This is a genomic window from Streptomyces sp. NPDC046866, assembly GCF_040704625.1.
In the GTDB taxonomy this organism is placed as follows: Bacteria; Actinomycetota; Actinomycetes; order Streptomycetales; family Streptomycetaceae; genus Streptomyces.
In genome coordinates, this window is record NZ_JBEYXN010000013.1 from 122,966 (window position 1) to 139,449 (window position 16,484).

The 16,484-nt window shown below is 74.6% G+C and carries 13 protein-coding genes and 1 riboswitch; of the genes, 7 read left to right on the forward strand and 6 right to left on the reverse strand.

The window, feature by feature from the left end:
• Positions 1–24: 24 nt before the first annotated feature.
• From AB0953_RS20340 to AB0953_RS20350, 3 genes are read right to left on the reverse strand one after another with little or no spacing between them, the layout of a single operon-like run.
• The gene (locus AB0953_RS20340; protein WP_366860893.1) at positions 25–1,899 is read right to left on the reverse strand and encodes a phage tail sheath subtilisin-like domain-containing protein; all 1,875 of its coding nucleotides are present in this window, start codon (positions 1,897–1,899) and stop codon (positions 25–27) included.
• A gap of 34 nt (positions 1,900–1,933) precedes the next feature.
• Positions 1,934–2,767 (reverse strand): hypothetical protein, encoded by an 834-nt coding sequence (locus AB0953_RS20345; protein ID WP_366860894.1) that lies wholly within the window; start codon positions 2,765–2,767, stop codon positions 1,934–1,936.
• Positions 2,764–3,357 carry a DUF4255 domain-containing protein gene (locus AB0953_RS20350; RefSeq protein ID WP_366860895.1) on the reverse strand — a complete coding sequence of 198 codons (594 nt, stop codon included), beginning with the start codon at positions 3,355–3,357 and terminating at the stop codon, positions 2,764–2,766. Before AB0953_RS20350 ends, AB0953_RS20345 begins: the two co-directional genes overlap by 4 nt.
• 147 nt (positions 3,358–3,504) lie before the next feature.
• On the opposite strand from AB0953_RS20350, the gene AB0953_RS20355 reads away from it, so the two are divergent.
• Positions 3,505–4,410 (forward strand): hypothetical protein, encoded by a 906-nt coding sequence (locus tag AB0953_RS20355; protein ID WP_366860896.1) that lies wholly within the window; start codon positions 3,505–3,507, stop codon positions 4,408–4,410.
• Positions 4,411–4,473: 63 nt separating this feature from the next.
• Here the strand turns inward: AB0953_RS20355 and recQ are convergent, their stop codons facing one another.
• A complete protein-coding gene (recQ, locus tag AB0953_RS20360; protein WP_366860897.1) occupies positions 4,474–6,423 on the reverse strand; it encodes a DNA helicase RecQ in 1,950 nt (649 codons plus the stop codon).
• A 314-nt stretch (positions 6,424–6,737) separates the two neighbouring features.
• Between recQ and AB0953_RS20365 the strand changes: the two genes are divergently transcribed.
• The 5 genes from AB0953_RS20365 to AB0953_RS20385 all read left to right on the forward strand — a co-directional run bounded on the left by AB0953_RS20365 (position 6,738) and on the right by AB0953_RS20385 (position 12,398).
• On the forward strand, positions 6,738–7,325 hold the full coding sequence (locus AB0953_RS20365; RefSeq protein WP_366860898.1) for a GNAT family N-acetyltransferase: 588 nt from the start codon (positions 6,738–6,740) through the stop codon (positions 7,323–7,325).
• 183 nt (positions 7,326–7,508) lie between these two features.
• Positions 7,509–8,999, forward strand: a complete 1,491-nt coding sequence (locus tag AB0953_RS20370) for a Y4yA family PLP-dependent enzyme (RefSeq protein ID WP_366860899.1) — start codon at positions 7,509–7,511, stop codon at positions 8,997–8,999.
• A 3-nt stretch (positions 9,000–9,002) separates the two neighbouring features.
• Positions 9,003–10,322: a pyridoxal-phosphate dependent enzyme gene (locus AB0953_RS20375; RefSeq protein ID WP_366860900.1), complete on the forward strand. Its 1,320-nt coding sequence runs from the start codon at positions 9,003–9,005 to the stop codon at positions 10,320–10,322.
• 1 nt (position 10,323) lies between these two features.
• Positions 10,324–11,565, forward strand: coding sequence for an aminotransferase class V-fold PLP-dependent enzyme (locus tag AB0953_RS20380; protein ID WP_366860901.1), 1,242 nt, complete (start codon positions 10,324–10,326; stop codon positions 11,563–11,565).
• An 8-nt stretch (positions 11,566–11,573) separates the two neighbouring features.
• A complete protein-coding gene (locus AB0953_RS20385) occupies positions 11,574–12,398 on the forward strand; it encodes a class I SAM-dependent methyltransferase (protein ID WP_366860902.1) in 825 nt (274 codons plus the stop codon).
• Between the two features lie 21 nt (positions 12,399–12,419).
• On the opposite strand, the gene AB0953_RS20390 is transcribed toward AB0953_RS20385, so the two are convergent.
• Positions 12,420–13,532: a molybdopterin-dependent oxidoreductase gene (locus AB0953_RS20390; RefSeq protein ID WP_366860903.1), complete on the reverse strand. Its 1,113-nt coding sequence runs from the start codon at positions 13,530–13,532 to the stop codon at positions 12,420–12,422.
• A gap of 164 nt (positions 13,533–13,696) precedes the next feature.
• Positions 13,697–13,868: riboswitch (TPP riboswitch) on the forward strand.
• Between the two features lie 157 nt (positions 13,869–14,025).
• On the opposite strand from AB0953_RS20390, the gene AB0953_RS20395 reads away from it, so the two are divergent.
• Entirely contained in the window at positions 14,026–15,057 is a 1,032-nt protein-coding gene (locus AB0953_RS20395; protein ID WP_366860904.1) for a magnesium and cobalt transport protein CorA, read from the forward strand.
• 55 nt (positions 15,058–15,112) lie between these two features.
• Here the strand turns inward: AB0953_RS20395 and AB0953_RS20400 are convergent, their stop codons facing one another.
• The gene (locus tag AB0953_RS20400) at positions 15,113–16,174 is read right to left on the reverse strand and encodes an acyltransferase (protein WP_366860905.1); all 1,062 of its coding nucleotides are present in this window, start codon (positions 16,172–16,174) and stop codon (positions 15,113–15,115) included.
• Positions 16,175–16,484 lie beyond the last annotated feature (310 nt).

The following is a 16,484-nucleotide window of genomic DNA, read 5'->3' on the forward strand; positions in this document are numbered from 1 at the left end:
CGGTGACTCCCGGTCTCGGGCGGGTCAGCCGCGCTGCGCGTCGGCGGTGAACTGGCCGATGCGGAACACGACGAACTCGGCGGGGTAGGCGGGCGCGACGCCGATCAGGCAGATCAGCCGCCCGTTGTCCAGGTCGTTCTGGGTCATGGTGGTGCGGTCGCAGCGCACGAAGAAGGCCTCCTCGGGCTTGGTGCCCAGCAGGGCTCCGGTGCGCCAGGTGGCGAAGAGGAAGTCCTCGACGGTCTGCCGGACCGAGGCCCACAGCCGCTCGTTGTTGGGCTCGAAGACCGCCCACTGCGTGGACTTCTCGATGGAGTGCTCCAGGTAGATGAAGAGTCGGCGGACGTTGACGTACTTCCATTCCGGGTCGGAGCTCATCGTGCGGGCGCCCCACACGCGCCGGGCGCGGCCCTCGAAGAAGCGCAGGGCGTTGATGCCCTCGGGGTTGAGGACGGACTGCCGGTCGCGGGTGACGTGGGCGGTGAAGTCGCTGACGCCGAGGAGGACTTCGTTGGCGGGGGCCTTGTGCACGCCCCGCTCGGTGTCGCTGCGGGCGTAGATCCCGGCGACGTATCCCGAGGGCGGCACCTCCAGGACGGGCGCCGGGGCCCCGGGGTCGGGGCGCCGGCCGGGGTCGGTGATCTTGACCCAGGGGTAGTAGAGGGCGGCGTACCTGGTGTCGAACTGGGCGCGGAACCTGCGCACCTCGGAGAGCGAGCTGTCGCGGGGCGGGTCGACGATCGCGATCCGGTAGCGGAGCCTCTCGCAGTGGCCGATCAGGTGGTCCACCGCGGCCTTCTGCTCGTCCCGCGGGAGGGTGACGGTGTCCGGAGCGGCGACGATGGCGATGTCGTCGATCTCGGCGAGCGCGCCCAGCCCGAGGGCGGGGTCGGTGAGGCTGTCCGGGTCGGCCTCCTTCCCGGCCAGGTCCTGGGCGGCCAGCTCCTTCCCGTCGCCGCCTTCGCCCAGGTGGACGCCGGCCGGCCCGGGCGAGATCAGCGCGGCCAGCAGCGCGCCCGGGCCGGGGGCGGGGGTTCCGGTCGGGGGCGGCACGGTCTCCAGCCAGACGAGGCAGAACTCGTCGGCGGGGTCGGCGGCCTGGAGGACCGTGCCGACCGATCGCGGGTGCAGGGCGTCGAGTTCGAGCTCGTTGTAGACGTCGACGCGGTCGTCGAGGCGTACGGTGACGGCGAGCGTCAGGTGGAAGGCGGCCGTGCCGGGCGGCACGGCCTCGAAGCCGCCCTGCGGGGTGCGGTAGCCGAGGACGCCGTCGGCACGGCGGACGACGACGCGGACGTTGTCCGGCACCGGTGCGGTGGTGTCCCCGAGGACGGGCGGCCGTCCCGTGGAGTCGAGCCGGGCGGTCTCCACCGCCGCACCCGCCTGGACCCCCGTCAGGCGCGGCGGGCTGCCGGCGTCCCCGACGACGATGTTCTTGCCGCGCCGGAAGGTCACCGCGACGCTGATCCGGGCACCGGCGGAGCCGGGCCAGCGGGCCCGCCAGCGCAGCAGCGGACGGGGCCCGGCGGGCAGGGACGCGGAGGCGAAGTTGCGGGGGACGTCGATGGGGCCGTCGCCGGCCGTGCGGGTGAAGGGGAAGACCCGCGAGACGTAGAGCCGGCGTCCGCCGTTGGCGAAGAAGGCGCGTGCCGCCAGGGCGAGTTGGCAGTCCTCGTCGCCGATCCGGAGCCCGCCGAAGGCCCGTTCGTACTCGGTGAAGCCGGTCACCAGGGTCGGGCCGGGCAGGACGGAGGGGCCGCCGTCGGGCAGGGTGTACGGCACGGGTCCGTACGCGGTGCGCCCCGCCATGCCGAACGTGCTGGTCGGCACGCCTTCGATGGACCGGGAGCGGAAGCTGGTCTCCTCGACGTAGACGCCGGGGGTCAGGTACTCGGGCATGGACGGGTCTCCTCGGTCACACGGGTCGGGCGGGTCAGGCGGCGGTGTGGACCAGGTCGGGGGCGGGGACCACCTGGCCGACGGTGAGGGTGCGCACGGTGTCGGCCGCGCCGGTGCGGTATCCGGCGGGCCTGGCCGTTCCGCGCAGCACCGCGTTGTCGAGGTCCTGGGGGCGGGGAGGGGAGGTGCTGCGGTCGACGGGCTCGACGGGGAGGTCCGCGAGCGCGGCGGCGGGCGGACGGGGCGGGGGCGGGTCCGGGGCGTGCGTGCGCAGGGCGACGTCGAGACGGGAGGGCACGGGCGAGGGCAGGACGCCGACCGCGTCGATCAGCAGCAGCACCTGGCCGTGCTCGTCGCCGTGGGCCCAGCCGAGCGGCATCCCGCCGGGGCCGAAGGCGTCCACGCGCGGCCACCCCACGGGGCCGCCGCCGGCGTACGCGACGCGGAAGCGGAGGCCGGTCGTGCCCTGCGGCACCGGATGGGCGGGGCCGGGCAGCAGCCACGGCAGCAGCAGCCGCGCGTCGGCGCGGACGTGGGCGGCGGTGGGCGGCAGGGCATCGGCCCCGGCGAGCTCGGCCCGGGTCCACAGCGGCACCCGGAAGCGGCGCGGGAGCCAGCGGCGGGCCGGATCCTCGATGCGGACGGTGACGGTGGAGGGCGGGCCGCCGGTGTAGGGGTACCGCAGCACGAACCCGTCGGCGCCGTGGCCCTCGAACGGGCGGACCGGCCCGCCCGGCGGGCGCGGCCGGCGGCCCGGGACGGGGCCGCTCTCCCAGCCGACGCGCAGCCCCGGCCCGGCGGGGGCCCGGGTGCGGGCGTCGAGCGGGCGCACGGCCAGGGCGAGGCGGTGCAGCACCTCGGCGGTCACCGCAGGCGCTCCGCGGGTCCGGCGGCGACGGTGGTGACCACGGCCGGGGCCGGCCCGGCCGGGCCGTCGATGCGGATGACGCGGGCGACGTACGGCAGGCAGAGCCGGTAGTCGGTGGTCATGGCCTGGAAGGCCTCGCTCATGGAGTCCATGGCCAGCTCGTCGGGGACCACCTGCACCGAATCGCCGGGCAGCCAGTCCCCGCTGGGGTCCAGGAGCGGCCCGGTGAGCAGGGCCTCGCTCTCCAGCACGCGGGCGGCCAGGCCCAGCCATTCGAGCTCGGCCTCCACGAACCGGTCCCAGGCCGCGACCATCAGGTGCATCCGCAGCGGCAGCCGGGGCAGCCCGTCGCCGGCGGCCATCGCGGCGAGCGCGGGACGGGTCTCGCGGTCGACGCTGAGGCGGTAGCAGTACACGGAGACGGCCGGGTTGCGGATGACGGAGCCCGGGGTGTCGACCTTGTCGAAGTCCGCCGGGCCGGCGAGCACGGCCTCCGGGCGGCGGCCCGTGCGGATCTCCTCGGCGAAACGCCGGTTGAGCAGCGCGACGACGCTGCGCCCGACGGCGGCGAGTGCCCGGTATCCAGCCATGCGGCGATGCTGCGGTCCGCCGCGTCACGGGGCCGTTGCCGCAGCGGCCCGCGCCGGGCCGCGGAACCGTCGGCGGTGGCGACGGGCCGGTGACACCGCCCGGCCCACACTCGGTGCGCCTGCCCGTATCGACCAGGAGAGCCGAACATGAGCAGCACCCTCCACACCCAGCCGGCCGGCGGCGCCTGCGACCCCGGCGCCATCGACGCACTGGCGTGCATCGCCACGGGCATCCAGCGCCGGGCCGAGGTCACCCAGGAACACCTTCCGCAGCTGCGGGAGTTCCAGGAGCGGTTCAACGGCGCCCGCACCGGCTACACCAAGGCCCGGCTGGCCGCGAAGACGGACCTGGACGAGGCGGGCGCCACCCTCGGCAAGGTCCGCGAGCAGATCCGCTGCCGGGTCACGCACGAACAGCGGCACTGCCTCGGGCAGGCGGTGGACCGGGTCTTCGAGGAGATCCGGCGGTGTGCGGGCGGCTGGGGCTGCTGCGCTCGGGACTGCGGGTGCGACTTCTCCGACACGGTCGGCCCGGACGACACGGTCGCCACCCTCTCGGCCCGCATCGCCCGCTACACGGCGGGCACCTTGCAGTCGGCGGCGTGCTTCACGGCCCTGGTGGCCGAGTTGACGGCGCTGCCGGAGCGTGCGGCGAAGCTCAAGGCGGACGCGGCGCAGCTGCTGGCGGACGTGTGCGATCCGGTGCTCGGGCAGGACGTCGTACGGCTCTACGCGCGCCTGCTGGTGCTGCTGCGGCGGATCCGGGAGGCGTGGCGGGGCTTCTCGACGGTCTCGGAGTTCGTGGACTGCCTGTGCAAGGCGCTGCTGTGCGTGCTGAAGGGCTGGCAGGCCATTGCGGTGCTGGAGGGGGCGCGGGCCGAGCTGACCTGCAAGGAGGAGACCCGGCGCACGGCGTGCGAACGCAAGCAGAAGGAGACGGTGGAGGAGGTGATGGCGGAATACACCCGCCTGTGCCCGCCGTGCCCGGACCCCGCCGGGCTGACCGACGCCGAGTCCCCGGACGAGGAGGCCCCGACCGCCGCGGAGCCCTAGGCCGCCCTGCGCTCCGGCCCGGAAAACCGGCTCCGCCGGGCACCGGGCCCGGCCGGGGGGCCGTTACTCCCAGTCGTCCCACGGCGGGTCGAGGTCCTCCGGGGGCGGAGGCGGCTCCTCCTCCTCGTGCGGGGGCGGGGCGGCCTCGGCCCCGGTTTCGGCGAGGGCCGCCAGGATGCCCTCGCCGTACCTGGCCAGCTTGGCCTCGCCGACCCCGCTGATGGTGGACAGCTCCTCGACACTGCCCGGCAGCCGCGTCGCGATCTCCCGCAGCGTGGCGTCGTGGAACACGACGTACGCCGGCACCCCCTGCTCCCGCGCCGTCGCACCCCGCCAGGCTCGCAGCGCCTCGAACACCGGCACGGCAGCCGCCGGCAGGTCCACCGGCACCCGGCCGCCGCCCTTGCCGGACCCCGAGCCGGAGCGCGCCCCGGACTCCCTGCGCGCGGGCGCCGGCGCCTTCTCCTTGCGCAGCGGCACGCTCCGGCGGCCGCCGAGCACCTCCCCGCTGGCCTCGGTCAGCACCAGGGTCCCGTACTCCCCCTCGACCGCGAGCAGCCCCAGCGCCAGCAGCTGCCGTACGACCCCGCGCCACTCGGCGGTGCCCAGGTCCGCCCCGACCCCGAACACCGACAGCTGGTCGTGGTCGAACTGGATGACCTTGGCCGTCTTCTTGCCCTGGAGGATGTCGATGATCTGCCCGGCGCCGAACTTCTGGCGCCGCTCCCGCGCCAGCCGCCACACCGTGGACAGCAGTTTCTGCGCGGCCACCGTGCCGTCCCAGGATTCGGCCGGGGTCAGGCAGGTGTCGCAGTTGCCGCACGGCCCGGACTCCTGGCCGAAGTAGGCCAGCAGCCGCACCCGCCGGCACTCGACGGTCTCGCACAGCGCGAGCATCGCGTCGAGATGGGCGCTCTGGGAGCGGCGGTGGGCGTCGTCGCCGTCGGAGCCCTCGATCAGCTTGCGCTGCTGCACCACGTCCTGGAGCCCGTACGCCAGCCAGGCGGTGGCCGGCTCGCCGTCGCGGCCGGCGCGGCCGGTCTCCTGGTAGTAGCCCTCGACCGACTTCGGCAGGTCGAGATGGGCCACGAACCGCACGTCCGGCTTGTCGATGCCCATGCCGAACGCGATCGTGGCCACCACCACGATCCCGTCCTCCCTCAGGAAGCGGGCCTGGTTCGCGGCGCGCGTGGCGGCGTCCATGCCCGCGTGGTAGGCCACCGCGTCGATGCCCTGCTCCACCAGGAAGGCGGCGGTCTTCTCCACGGAGGCCCGCGAGAGGCAGTAGACGACGCCCGCGTCCCCCTCGTGCTCGGTGCGGATCAGCTCCAGCAGCTGCTTCTGCGGGTTGTTCTTGGCCGCGATCCGGTACTGGATGTTGGGCCGGTCGAAGCTGGCGACGAAGTGCCGGGCCTCGCCGAGGCCGAGCCGGGCGGCGATCTCGGCGTGCGTCGCCGGGGTGGCCGTCGCGGTCAGCGCGATCCGCGGGACCTTGGGCCAGCGCTCGTGCAGCATGGACAGGGCGAGGTAGTCCGGCCGGAAGTCGTGGCCCCACTGGGCCACGCAGTGCGCCTCGTCGATCGCGAACAGCGAGACCTCGCCTTGGTCGAGGAGGCGCTGCGTGCCCTCGGTGCGCAGCCGCTCGGGGGCCAGGTACAGCAGGTCCAGCTCGCCGGCGAGGAAGAGCTGCTCGACGGTGCGCCGCTCGTCGAAGCCCTGGGTGGAGTTCAGGAACCCGGCCCGCACGCCGAGGGCGGTGAGCGCGTCCACCTGGTCCTGCATCAGCGCGATCAGCGGCGAGACCACCACGCCGGTGCCGCCCCTGACCAGCGCGGGGATCTGGTAGCAGAGCGACTTGCCGCCGCCGGTCGGCATCAGCACCAGTGCGTCGCCGCCGCCCGCGACGTGCTCGATGATCTGCTGCTGCTCGCCGCGGAAGGAGTCGTAGCCGAAGACGCGGTGCAGCACCTCCAGGGCATCGTGGGTGCGCGCGGACGCGTCGATGAGGGTCATGCGGGAAGCCTACCGACCTCCTGCGACACCCCGGCCGCCCTGTGGACGACTCCCACCGCGGCGCGGTGCCCGCCCGCGCCGGCGTGGTCGGCTCCCGCCGGACCCCCGCGGGGCTGCCCGCCGGCCCCCGCCGGCACCCCGCCGGGCATCCCGCCGACACCCCCGGCCCACACCTCCGCCGGCACCCGCGGGGCAGCCCGACGGCGCCCCCGCCGGCCCCGCCTCCCGGGCCGCTTTCGGCCGCTTTCGGCCAAGGGCGCACGGGGGCGCCCGCAGCCCTGCCCCGGCACGGCCGGGCCTGGGACCCTGGGGACATGCCCTCGTCCCCGCCTCCCGGGTCCCCCGCTCCTGCCCAGCCGGTGCCGCCGGTGGAGCTGGTGCAGCTGACGCGGCCGGAGGGCGTCCCGCCCGGGCTCCGGGCGCAGCTGGCCGACTGCTGGGCGGCCGTGGTCAACGCCGGCGGCGCGGTGATCGCGCCCGGACTGCCCATGCCGCCCGTGCGCCCGGCCGATGCGGCGCCGGTCGTGGAGCGGCTGGTGCGCGGTCTCGACCCGGTCCGGTCCCGGCTGCTCGTCGCCCGGTCCGGCGGGGCCCCGGCCGGATGGCTGGTCCTGCACCGCGATCCGCACCCGCTGATCGCCCACTGCGGCGTCGTCAACCACGTCCAGACCCATCCGCGCTTCCGCGGTCGCGGCATCGGCACGGCGCTCATGACCGGCGTGGCCGCGGTCGCCCGGGACGGGATGGGCCTCGAGCGGCTCCAGCTCAGCGCCCGGTCCGGGTGCGGGCTGGAGGACTTCTACCGGCGGCTGGGCTGGGTCGAGGTCGGCCGGTGGCCGGGTGCGCTGCGGGTGGCGCCCGGCGACGACCGGGACGACGTCCTGATGGGCCTCGCCCTCTGAGCCCGCGCCACCGTCGTCATCCGGCCATCCGCCCCCCGTGCTCCCACGCACCCTTCAGCTGCGGCCCGGACGGAGCGATGATGGTCCGAGCCGTACGAATGGTCGATCGCACAGCCGGGTCTGCCGGACCACGGGTTCGCGGGTCCGCACACGGCGTCGTCGGGGAGGGACGGAACGGCCGGCATGAGCGACGCCCCCTTGTACCTGGAGCCGCGGCTCACCGCGGGCCCGGCGTCCCTGCTGCGCTCCGGGCCGTTCCTGCACGGCCTCGTGGAGGCGCTCGGCTCGCCGCTGGGCGTCGTCCTGCCCTCGGAGACCGAGCACAACACCGCCGGCTTCGAGGCCGTCCTGCGCCGCCACCGCCTCTCCGGGCGGATCTTCTTCGCGCACAAGGCCACCGGCTCCAGCGCCCTGGTCCGCCACCTGGCCGCCCGTACCGGCGCCGGCCTGGACGCCGCCTCGCTGCAGGAGCTGCAGCACGCCCTGGGGGCCGGCTTCACCCCCGACCGGATCATGGCGACGGGGCCGAAGGACCCCGCGTTCCTGTGGCTGGCCGCGCGCACCGGGGTGACCGTGAACGCCGACGGGCCGGGCGAGCTCGAGCAGGCCGCGCGCCTGGTGCGCTCCCACGGGCTGCCCCGCCTGCGCGTCCTGCTGCGGCTGTCCGGCTTCGAGACCGCCGGTCCGCGCACGCTCTCCCGGAGCAGCCGCTTCGGCACCGCCGTCAAGGCCCTCGGTCCGCTGCTCGACCTGCTCGACGCGCTGCGCGACGCGGTGGAGCCGATCGGGGTGGGCTACCACCTGGACACCACCAGCACCGACGAGAAGGCCACCGCCCTGGAGGGCTGCCTGCAGGCCGTGGAGGAGCTGCGGTCCCGGGGCTTCACCCCCCGGGCCGTCGACGTCGGCGGCGGCTTCGGCGTGAGCTACCTGGCGCACGCCGCCCAGTGGGAGCGCTACACCACCGCCCTCACCGAGGCCGCGCTCGGCCGCCGCGCACCGCTGGCCTGGGGCGGGCACGGCTACGGCCTGCGGGTGGAGCACGGCACCCTCAGGGGCGCGCTCGCGCTGTACCCCGCGTACCGGCCGGCCGCCGGGCCCGCGTACCTCGACGAACTGCTCTCCCGCCCGGCCCCCACGCTGGGCCGGCCCCTGGGCACCCTGCTGCTGGAAAGCCTGTGCGACCTGTACGCCGAGCCGGGCCGGGCCCTCGTGGACCAGTGCGGGATCACCCTGGGCCGGGTGGTGGAGGTACGGGGCGACGCCGACGGCCCGCCGCGCGTGCGGCTCGCGCTGAACGCCGGCGACGTCGGCCTGGAGGACCACGGGGTGCTCGTCGACCCGGTCCTGGTCGGCCGCGACGCCGCGCCCGCAGAGGCTCCCGGGGACGCGCCCGGCGACCCGGGGGGCATCGGCGTGCACCTGATGGGCAACCTGTGCCTGGAGGCCGACCTGATCACCCGCCGGACGGTGTTCCTGCCCCGTCTGCCGCGCCCCGGCGACCTGCTGGCCTTCCCGAACACGGCCGGCTACTGCATGGACTTCACCGCCACCAGGGCCCAGCGGCAGCCGCCGGCCCGCAAGGTCGCCGTCAGGGCGGCGGGAGAGGAGGGCGGAGCCTGGCGCTGGTGCCTCGACGAGGAGTACTGGCCCGTCACCGAAACGGGGGGATGACAGTTGCGGTACGACAGCATCACCGAGGCCATCGGCAACACCCCGCTGGTGCGCATCGATCCGGATGTGCACGGCCTGACCAACATCGACCTGTACGCCAAGCTGGAGATGCTCAACCCCTTCGGCTCGCTCAAGGACCGCGCCGCCTGGAACATGGTCCGCGGCCGGCTGGCCGGGGCCGCGGCCCGCGGCGAGACGGTGGTCGAGCTCTCCAGCGGCAACACGGCCAAGGCCCTGGCCCTGCTGGCGGGCCTGCACGGGCTGCCGTTCAAGAGCGTCACCAACCGGATGCGGGTCCCCGAGATCAAGGACCTGCTGCTCCTGCTCGGCGCGCAGATCGAGGAGCTGCCCGGGCAGAGCGAGTGCCTCGACCCGACCGACACCTCCGATCCGCTGACCGTCTTCCACCGTCAGCTGACCCGCCCGGGCAGTGCCCACCTGCACACCGACCAGTACTTCAACCCGCTGAACGCCGACGCGCACGCCCGGGGCACGGGCCCCGAGATCATCGCCGATCTGGACGGTCGCGCCCCGGACTTCTTCATCGCCTGCGTGGGCACCGCCGGCTCCTCCACCGGGGTCGCCCGGGCCCTGCGCGCCCACGACCCCGCGGTGCGGGTGATCGGGCTGGTGGGCGCCAAGTCGGACTTCATCCCCGGGATCCGCACCGCCGACGAGGTGCACGAGGTGGGCCTGTTCGACCCGGCGGTGTACGACGCCCTGGAGACGGTGGACTCCGACGAGGCGCTCGACGGGATGCTGGTGCTGCTGCGCCGCTGCGGCCTGCTGTCGGGTCCGACCGGCGGGGCCGCGTACCACGGGGCGGTGCGCCATCTGCGGGCCGTGGACGCCGGGCTGGCGGAGCGCCGGACGGCGGTGTTCATCGTCTGCGACCGGGCGGAGAGCTATCTCGGCTACGTCCGCCGGCGCCGGCCCGAGCTGCTGGGCCGCCCGCCCGTGCGCAACGCGGTCGAGCACGTCACCGCCGCCGAACTGGCCGCCGTACGGGCCATGGAGGTGGCCGAGGCGCGCCCGTGGATCGAGAGCGGGCGGCCGCTGGTGGTCGACCTGCGCGGCCCGTTCGCGTACGGCGCCCTGCACATCGACGGCTCGGTCAACATCGTGGACGAGCTGTTCGCGGAACTGGTGCGGGGCGGGCTGCCGTTCAGTGCGAGCCGGCCGGTGCTGCTGGCCTGCCCGGTCGGTGAGAAGTCGCTGCGGTACGCCGCGCTGCTCACCCGGATGGGCCATCCGGACGTACGGAGCCTCGCGGGCGGCATCATCGCCTGGCGGGACGCCGGCGCCCCGCTGGTGCGGGACTGACGTGGCCGCCGCGACGCGCGGTCCGCGGAGGGAGCTGGCCGAGCTCGGCGCCTGGCAGCGGCCGCTGCGCGCGCAGTTCCCGATCGTGGCGGGGGCGGGGGGCGACGGCGGGGACGGCTCCGGGCCGCCGCGCGCGGCCTACCTCGACAGTGCGGCGACCGCGCAGAAGCCCCAGCCGGTCCTGGACGCGGTGACCGCGTACCTGACCACCGCCAACGCCAACGCCGGGCGCGGCTCCTACCCCTGGGCCAACCACACGACCGCCCGCGTGGAGGCCGCCCGGGAGCGGGTCAAGGCCTTCCTCGGCGACCCCGACCCGCGGCGGTCGTCGGTGCACTTCACGGGCGGCACCTCGGAGGGGCTGCGGGCCGTCGCCCGGGACTGGCTGCCGGGGCTGCTGGCCGACGGGGACGAGATCGTGGTGCCGTTCGGCGACCACCGGGCCAATCTCGACCCGTGGCTGGAGGCCCGGGACCTGCTGGCCCGGCAGGGGGTGGGGATCTCCGTACGGGCCCTGCCGTGCCAGGAGGGGTCCGGGGACTACGATCCGGCGGCGCTGGCGGCCATGGCCGGCCCGCGCCTGCGGTTCGTGGCCGCCACGCACGTGCACCACGTGTACGGGGCCGACATGAACGTGCACCGGATCCGGGAGGCCGTCGGCCCGGATCCGGTGATCTGCCTGGACGCGGCGCAGAGCGTCGGCCACCAGCCGGTGTCCCTGGCCGGGCTGGACGTGGACTTCCTGGTCTTCTCGGGGCACAAGGCGCTCGCCCTGCCGGGGACGGGCGCGGTGTGGGCCCGCGGCGCGCGCGGGCCGGCCTTCGTGCCCGGCGGATGGCAGGGCACCCCGAACACCGCCGGCATCGTGAGCCTGGCGGCGGCCCTGGACTGGCTGGACGCGGCCGGGACCGACCGGATCGGGCGCTGGACCTCGGCCCTGGCCTCGGTGCTGACGGACGGGCTGAGCCGGATGCCGGCGTACGAGGTGCTGGGGTGCCGCACCAGCCTGGCGGCGGACACCGCCGTGCAGCGCCGGGGCAGCATCGTCACGTTCCGGCACCGCGCGATCGGCTCGCAGGACCTGGGGTTCGTCCTGTTCAGCCACGGGTTCATGGTGCGCTGCGACGACCACTGCCAGGCGGGCCCGGGGCCGGAGGGCGGCTCGGTCCGTGTCAGCCTGCACGTCTACAACACACTCGAAGAGATGGAGAACTTGCTCACCGCCCTCGCCACACTGCAATGATTTTCACTATGAGCGGGAGCGATGCGGGTGCGCTGAGCACGGCGACGGCCGCGCACTGGGTGGAGCGCTGGGAGTGCCAGCAGCAGCGGTACGCGGTGGACCGGGCCGAGCGGTTCACGGTCATCGCGGACGTGGTCGAGCACGCCACGCGGGCGCCGGCGCGGGCCCGGCCGGGCGACTCGGCCGGCCCCGGCGGCCGTGGCGGCCCGGGCCGGCTCGTGCTCGACCTGGGCAGCGGCCCGGGCGCGCTGGCGGCGCTGCTCGCCGACCGGCTGCCCGACGCCGAGGTGCTCGCCGTCGACGCGGACCCGCTGCTGCTGGAGCTGGGCCGGACCCACTACGGCGGCGACCGGCTGCGGCACGTGCAGGCCCTGATCGGGGCGCCCGGCTGGCTGGACGGGCTCGGCCTGGACCGGCCGCTGGACGCGGCCGTCTCCACGACGGCCCTGCACTACCTGGGCGAGGACGCGCTGCGCCGGGTCTACCGGGACCTGGCCGAGCGGCTGCGCCCGGGCGGCGTGTTCGTCAACGGCGACCACATCGCTCCGGACTCCGCCGGGATCCGCGCCGTCGCCGCCGACGTCGGCCGCCGCCACTCCGAGCGGAGCCTGGCGTTCACGCACGAGGACTGGGCGTCGTGGTGGTCGGGGGCGGCCCAGGACCCGGAGCTGGCCCCGCTCATGCCCCGCCCGGACTCCTCCGGCCACCCGCCCTGCGCCTCCGCCGACCTCCCGGTCTCCGCCCACACCGCCCTGCTCCACGAGGCGGGCTTCACCCACGTCGGCACCGTCTGGCAGCACGGCACGAGCCGGGTCCTGACGGCCCTGCGCTGACCGGCCGCGGGGGCCGGTCGGTCACTCCACGACGACCTCCACGCAGGCCACCGGGTTGCAGCCGTAGCCGCGGGCGTTCCACGGGGCACGGCCCGGCTGGGTGTGCCCGGCCTCGTCGGTGGCGCGGGCCAGCAGCCGGTACCGCCCGGGCCGCAGGGGCGCCGTCCACGGATGGGTCCACTCCTGCCAGGCGTACGGCCCGAGGGGCGGCTCGAGCCGGGCCTCCTCCCAGGAGGGGGCAGGGCCGACGCCCTCCGCCTCTCCCTCGGCCCCTCCCCCGCCCTCGACCCGTACCTCGACGCGGCGGACCGCCACGCCGCCGCCGGACCAGGCCCGCCCCCGTACGAGGGTCTGCGCGCCGCACCGCAGCACCGAGCCGGGTGCCGGCGCGGTGACGAGGGACTTGACCCGGATCGTGGTCACGGGCCCCTCGGGGGTGCCGCGGGAGGCCGTGTAGACGTACTCCTCCGTCTGGAAGGGCCCGGTGAAGGGCTCCGTGACGGCCCGTGCCCCGACCAGCCACTTCACGTCGGCGACCGCGTACCGGCCGGGGACCACGAGGCGGACGGGCGCGCCGTGCTCGGGCGCCAGCGGCTCCCCGTTCATGTGGGTGGCGAGGAGGGTGTCGGGGTGCAGGGCCGCGGCCAGCGGGAGGCTGCGCTCGAAGGCGGTGCGGCGGCCGTGCACCGTACCGGAGTCGGCCCCGCAGAAGACGACCTCCACGGCGGCCGCGTCGATCAGGGCCCGGGCGGCCAGGAAGCGGAACGGCACCCCGGCGAAGTGCGCGCACCCGACCGCGCCCTGGCCCCAGGGCAGGCCCGTGGGGCGCGGCCGCATCAGACTGCGGCCGTTGCCCGCGCATTCCAGGACGACGTCGAGCTCCCGGTACGGCATCGCGCACAGCTCCGCGTAGCACACGTCGAGGGGTGCGGCCACGGCCCCGCCGATCCGTACGCGCCACCGGCCGGTGTCCGCCTCCGGGATGCCGAAGTGGTCGCGTACGAAGAAGGCGTCCACGGGGGTGACGGGCTCGGCCAGCGCCGCCCGGGGCGTCTGGGCGTTGTACGGGTCGGCGGTGACCGGCTCGGGCGCCCAGGCGGTGCCGCCGGACCCGCGCACGACGGGCGAAGCCACGGCCGACACCTCCCGTCGGACAGGCGGACCGACATGGCACGGAATGCTGCTGCCAGTGTAGGTCCCGGGAAGGTCGAAAAAGCGGATGAAAAAGACAGCCCAAACAAATCGAACCTTCCCCCTATTCCTCGCAAGCGGGTGGGACTACTCTGGCAGTAGGCCTACGAGGCGAGCGAGGGAGTTCGACCGGAGTAGCCGATTTCGGCGGAAGGGTTCACGTCCGCTGGGACCGACGTCGGCGGTCGGGCTGAGAGGCCTGAAGGTCGGGAGACCCGAGGGCGACCTCCATCACCTGATCCGGACCATACCGGCGCAGGGAGCCCGCTTCGTAGGTCGTTCACGTGTGTGCAGCCGTACGGCACCGCCCCCTGGCCGCCCCCGCCCCCGGCCGCTCCCGGCCCGCCCTGACGATGCGGCACGGAGCGGCGCGTCCGGTACGCCCCCCGCGAGCAACCATGGCTGTAGGGCAGGGGCCGGACGCGAGGAGGACCCCATGATCGTGGACTGCGCGCACTACCGCGACGGGCGCCGGCAGCAGGAGGGCCCGATGCCGCTGGACCGTGCGGCCGCCTGCTGCGAACAGGGCGGATTCGTCTGGCTGGGCCTCTTCGAACCCCGCCCGGAGGAGATGGACGAGGTCCGCGAGAGCTTCGGCCTGCACGAACTCGCCGTCGAGGACGCCCGGGCCTTCCACCTGCGCCCGAAGGCCGAGCAGTACGAGGACGGCACCGAGCTGATCATCCTGCGCACCGCGCGCTACGACGACGAGCGCGAGGAGATCGACACGGGCGAGATCAGCGTCTTCCTCTCCGAACACTTCGTGATCACCGTGCGCCAGGGCGTCGCCAGCGAGCTGCATGGGGCCCGCAGCCGGCTGGAACGGCGTCCCGAACTGCTGCGCACGGGCAGCGCCTCGACACTGTGGGCCATCCTCGACCAGGTCGTCGACGGCTACGCGCCGGTCGTGGCGGAACTCGACCGCGACATCGAGCAGATCGAGGCCACCGTGTTCTCCGGTGCGGTCGCCCCGACCGAACGCATCTACTTCCTGCGGCGCGAGGCCACCGACTTCTACCGCGCCGTGCACCCGCTCCTCGCGGTGCTCTCCCGCCTGCTCAAGCCGGGCAGGTCGCCGGCGGAGCTGCTGCCGTACTTCCACAACGTGCACGACCACCTGCTGCTGGTCAACGAGGAGGTGGCCGCCCAGCGCGACCTGCTGGCCACCGTCCTGGAAGCGAACATCGCCGTGATCTCCGTCGAACAGAACAAGATCAACCTGCGGCAGAGCGCCACGATGGAGCAGCTCACGATCCTGGCGACGGTCTTCCTGCCGCTGTCCTTCGTGGTCGGCTTCTTCGGCCAGAACTTCTCCTGGCTCATCGGGCGGATCAGCGGCTTCCCCGCCTTCCTCACCCTCACCGTCCTCGGCCTGCTGCTCCCGTGCCTGGCCCTCTACGTCTGGCTCCACCGCCGCCGCCGCTCCCCGACCCCCGACCCGGCCCCCCTCCACGCCCCACACCGATAGCCCGCGGGAATGGCCGTCAGGCGCCACCGCGTACCGGCACAGCGCCTGCGGCCGCCTACGGAGTGCGCTGCTGCGGCCGCTCGGCCCGGTGGGTCAGCATCCGGCGCAGCAGCCGGGTGAGGGGCCGCTCCGCCAGGCGGTGCAGCAGCCAGGCGATCAGCACGGCGCCCGCGATCACGCCCAGCAGGGTCGGCCATGCGCCCCACTGTTCGTTCCGGTGCCAGATCACCCGTACGCCCAGCGACTGGTGGACGAGGTAGAGGGGGTAGGAGATCGCGCCTGCGACGGGCAGCCAGCGCCACTGGATCCGGTCGAGCCTGCCGAGCGCGATCAGGCCCATCAGCACGTACATGACGGTGATCGCCGCGAGGCAGACCTTCCAGTTGATGCCGTGGCCCTCACCTTCCATGATCGCCGGGAGGCGGTGTTGCATCAGCAGCCAGGACAACCCCAGGATGCCGAGGGTTTCGCCCTCGATCCGGCCCGCTCGGCGGACCAGGTGGAACGCGATGCCGGCGATGAAGAAGGGCGCCCACCGGGGCACCAGGAGTTGGTCCATGAGCGGGATGCCCGACTCCGGCGCCAGGACCGAGCCCAGTGCCCAGATCCAGCAGAAGTTGGCGACGCGACGGCGGCTGGTGCCCAGCAGGACGACGAGCGAGAAGACCAGATAGAAGCGCAGCTCGACCCAGAGCGTCCAGTAGACGTTGTCCACGCCGTTCACGCCGAGAGGTTCCTGCAGCATGGTGAGGTTGGTCAGCATCTGACCGACCGTGACCCGCGGCTCGCCCGGAAGAGGGGGCCCCAGCCGGGCGGCTGCCGAGGAGAGGACGACCGCCGCCCAGTAGAGCGGGAACAGCCGCAGGATCCGGCCCTGCCAGAACTGCTGGAGCGATTTGCCCCAGCCGGACATGCAGATGACGAAGCCGCTGATCATGAAGAAGAAGACCACGCCCAGCCAGCCGAACCCGGCGACCCGGTGCAGCCGGGGAAACAGCTCGACGGCTGTTCGCTGCCAGGGGACCGTCCCGGATCCGGCCAGGTAGTGGAACAGGACCACCGACAGGGCCGCGAGCAGCCGCAGGCCGTCCAACACCGCGATGCGCGGCGGCCGCACGGGTTTCACCTCGTGATCGGCCTGCCCCTCGCCACCGACCCTCGACCACACGCTCTGGCGCGGGCGCCGAACGGTGTGGACCGCCGGCGGAGCCTCGGCGGGCGCCGGGACACGATCCCCGGCGAGGATGAACCTGTCGGACATGAGACCTCTGGAGTTCCTGCGGTGTCCGCGACACCGCGCATTTTCGGGGGCGGGAACCCCGCGATCGTATGCTGTGGACCTCCCGGGCACTGCGACCCACCGGCCGGCAGACGGTTTACGGCCGGCCCTTTCGAGTCGTCCGCGCAGCAGGATGCGGACCAGCCGT

Excerpts from the sequence above, each read along its gene's own strand:
- AB0953_RS20340 (WP_366860893.1), bottom strand. The coding sequence starts at position 1,899 with ATGCCCGAGTACCTGACCCCCGGCGTCTACGTCGAGGAGACCAGCTTC.
- AB0953_RS20350 (WP_366860895.1), bottom strand. The coding sequence starts at position 3,357 with ATGGCTGGATACCGGGCACTCGCCGCCGTCGGGCGCAGCGTCGTCGCG.
- AB0953_RS20355 (WP_366860896.1), top strand. The coding sequence starts at position 3,505 with ATGAGCAGCACCCTCCACACCCAGCCGGCCGGCGGCGCCTGCGACCCC.
- recQ (WP_366860897.1), bottom strand. The coding sequence starts at position 6,423 with ATGACCCTCATCGACGCGTCCGCGCGCACCCACGATGCCCTGGAGGTG.
- AB0953_RS20365 (WP_366860898.1), top strand. The coding sequence starts at position 6,738 with ATGCCCTCGTCCCCGCCTCCCGGGTCCCCCGCTCCTGCCCAGCCGGTG.
- AB0953_RS20370 (WP_366860899.1), top strand. The coding sequence starts at position 7,509 with ATGAGCGACGCCCCCTTGTACCTGGAGCCGCGGCTCACCGCGGGCCCG.
- AB0953_RS20385 (WP_366860902.1), top strand. The coding sequence starts at position 11,574 with ATGAGCGGGAGCGATGCGGGTGCGCTGAGCACGGCGACGGCCGCGCAC.
- AB0953_RS20395 (WP_366860904.1), top strand. The coding sequence starts at position 14,026 with ATGATCGTGGACTGCGCGCACTACCGCGACGGGCGCCGGCAGCAGGAG.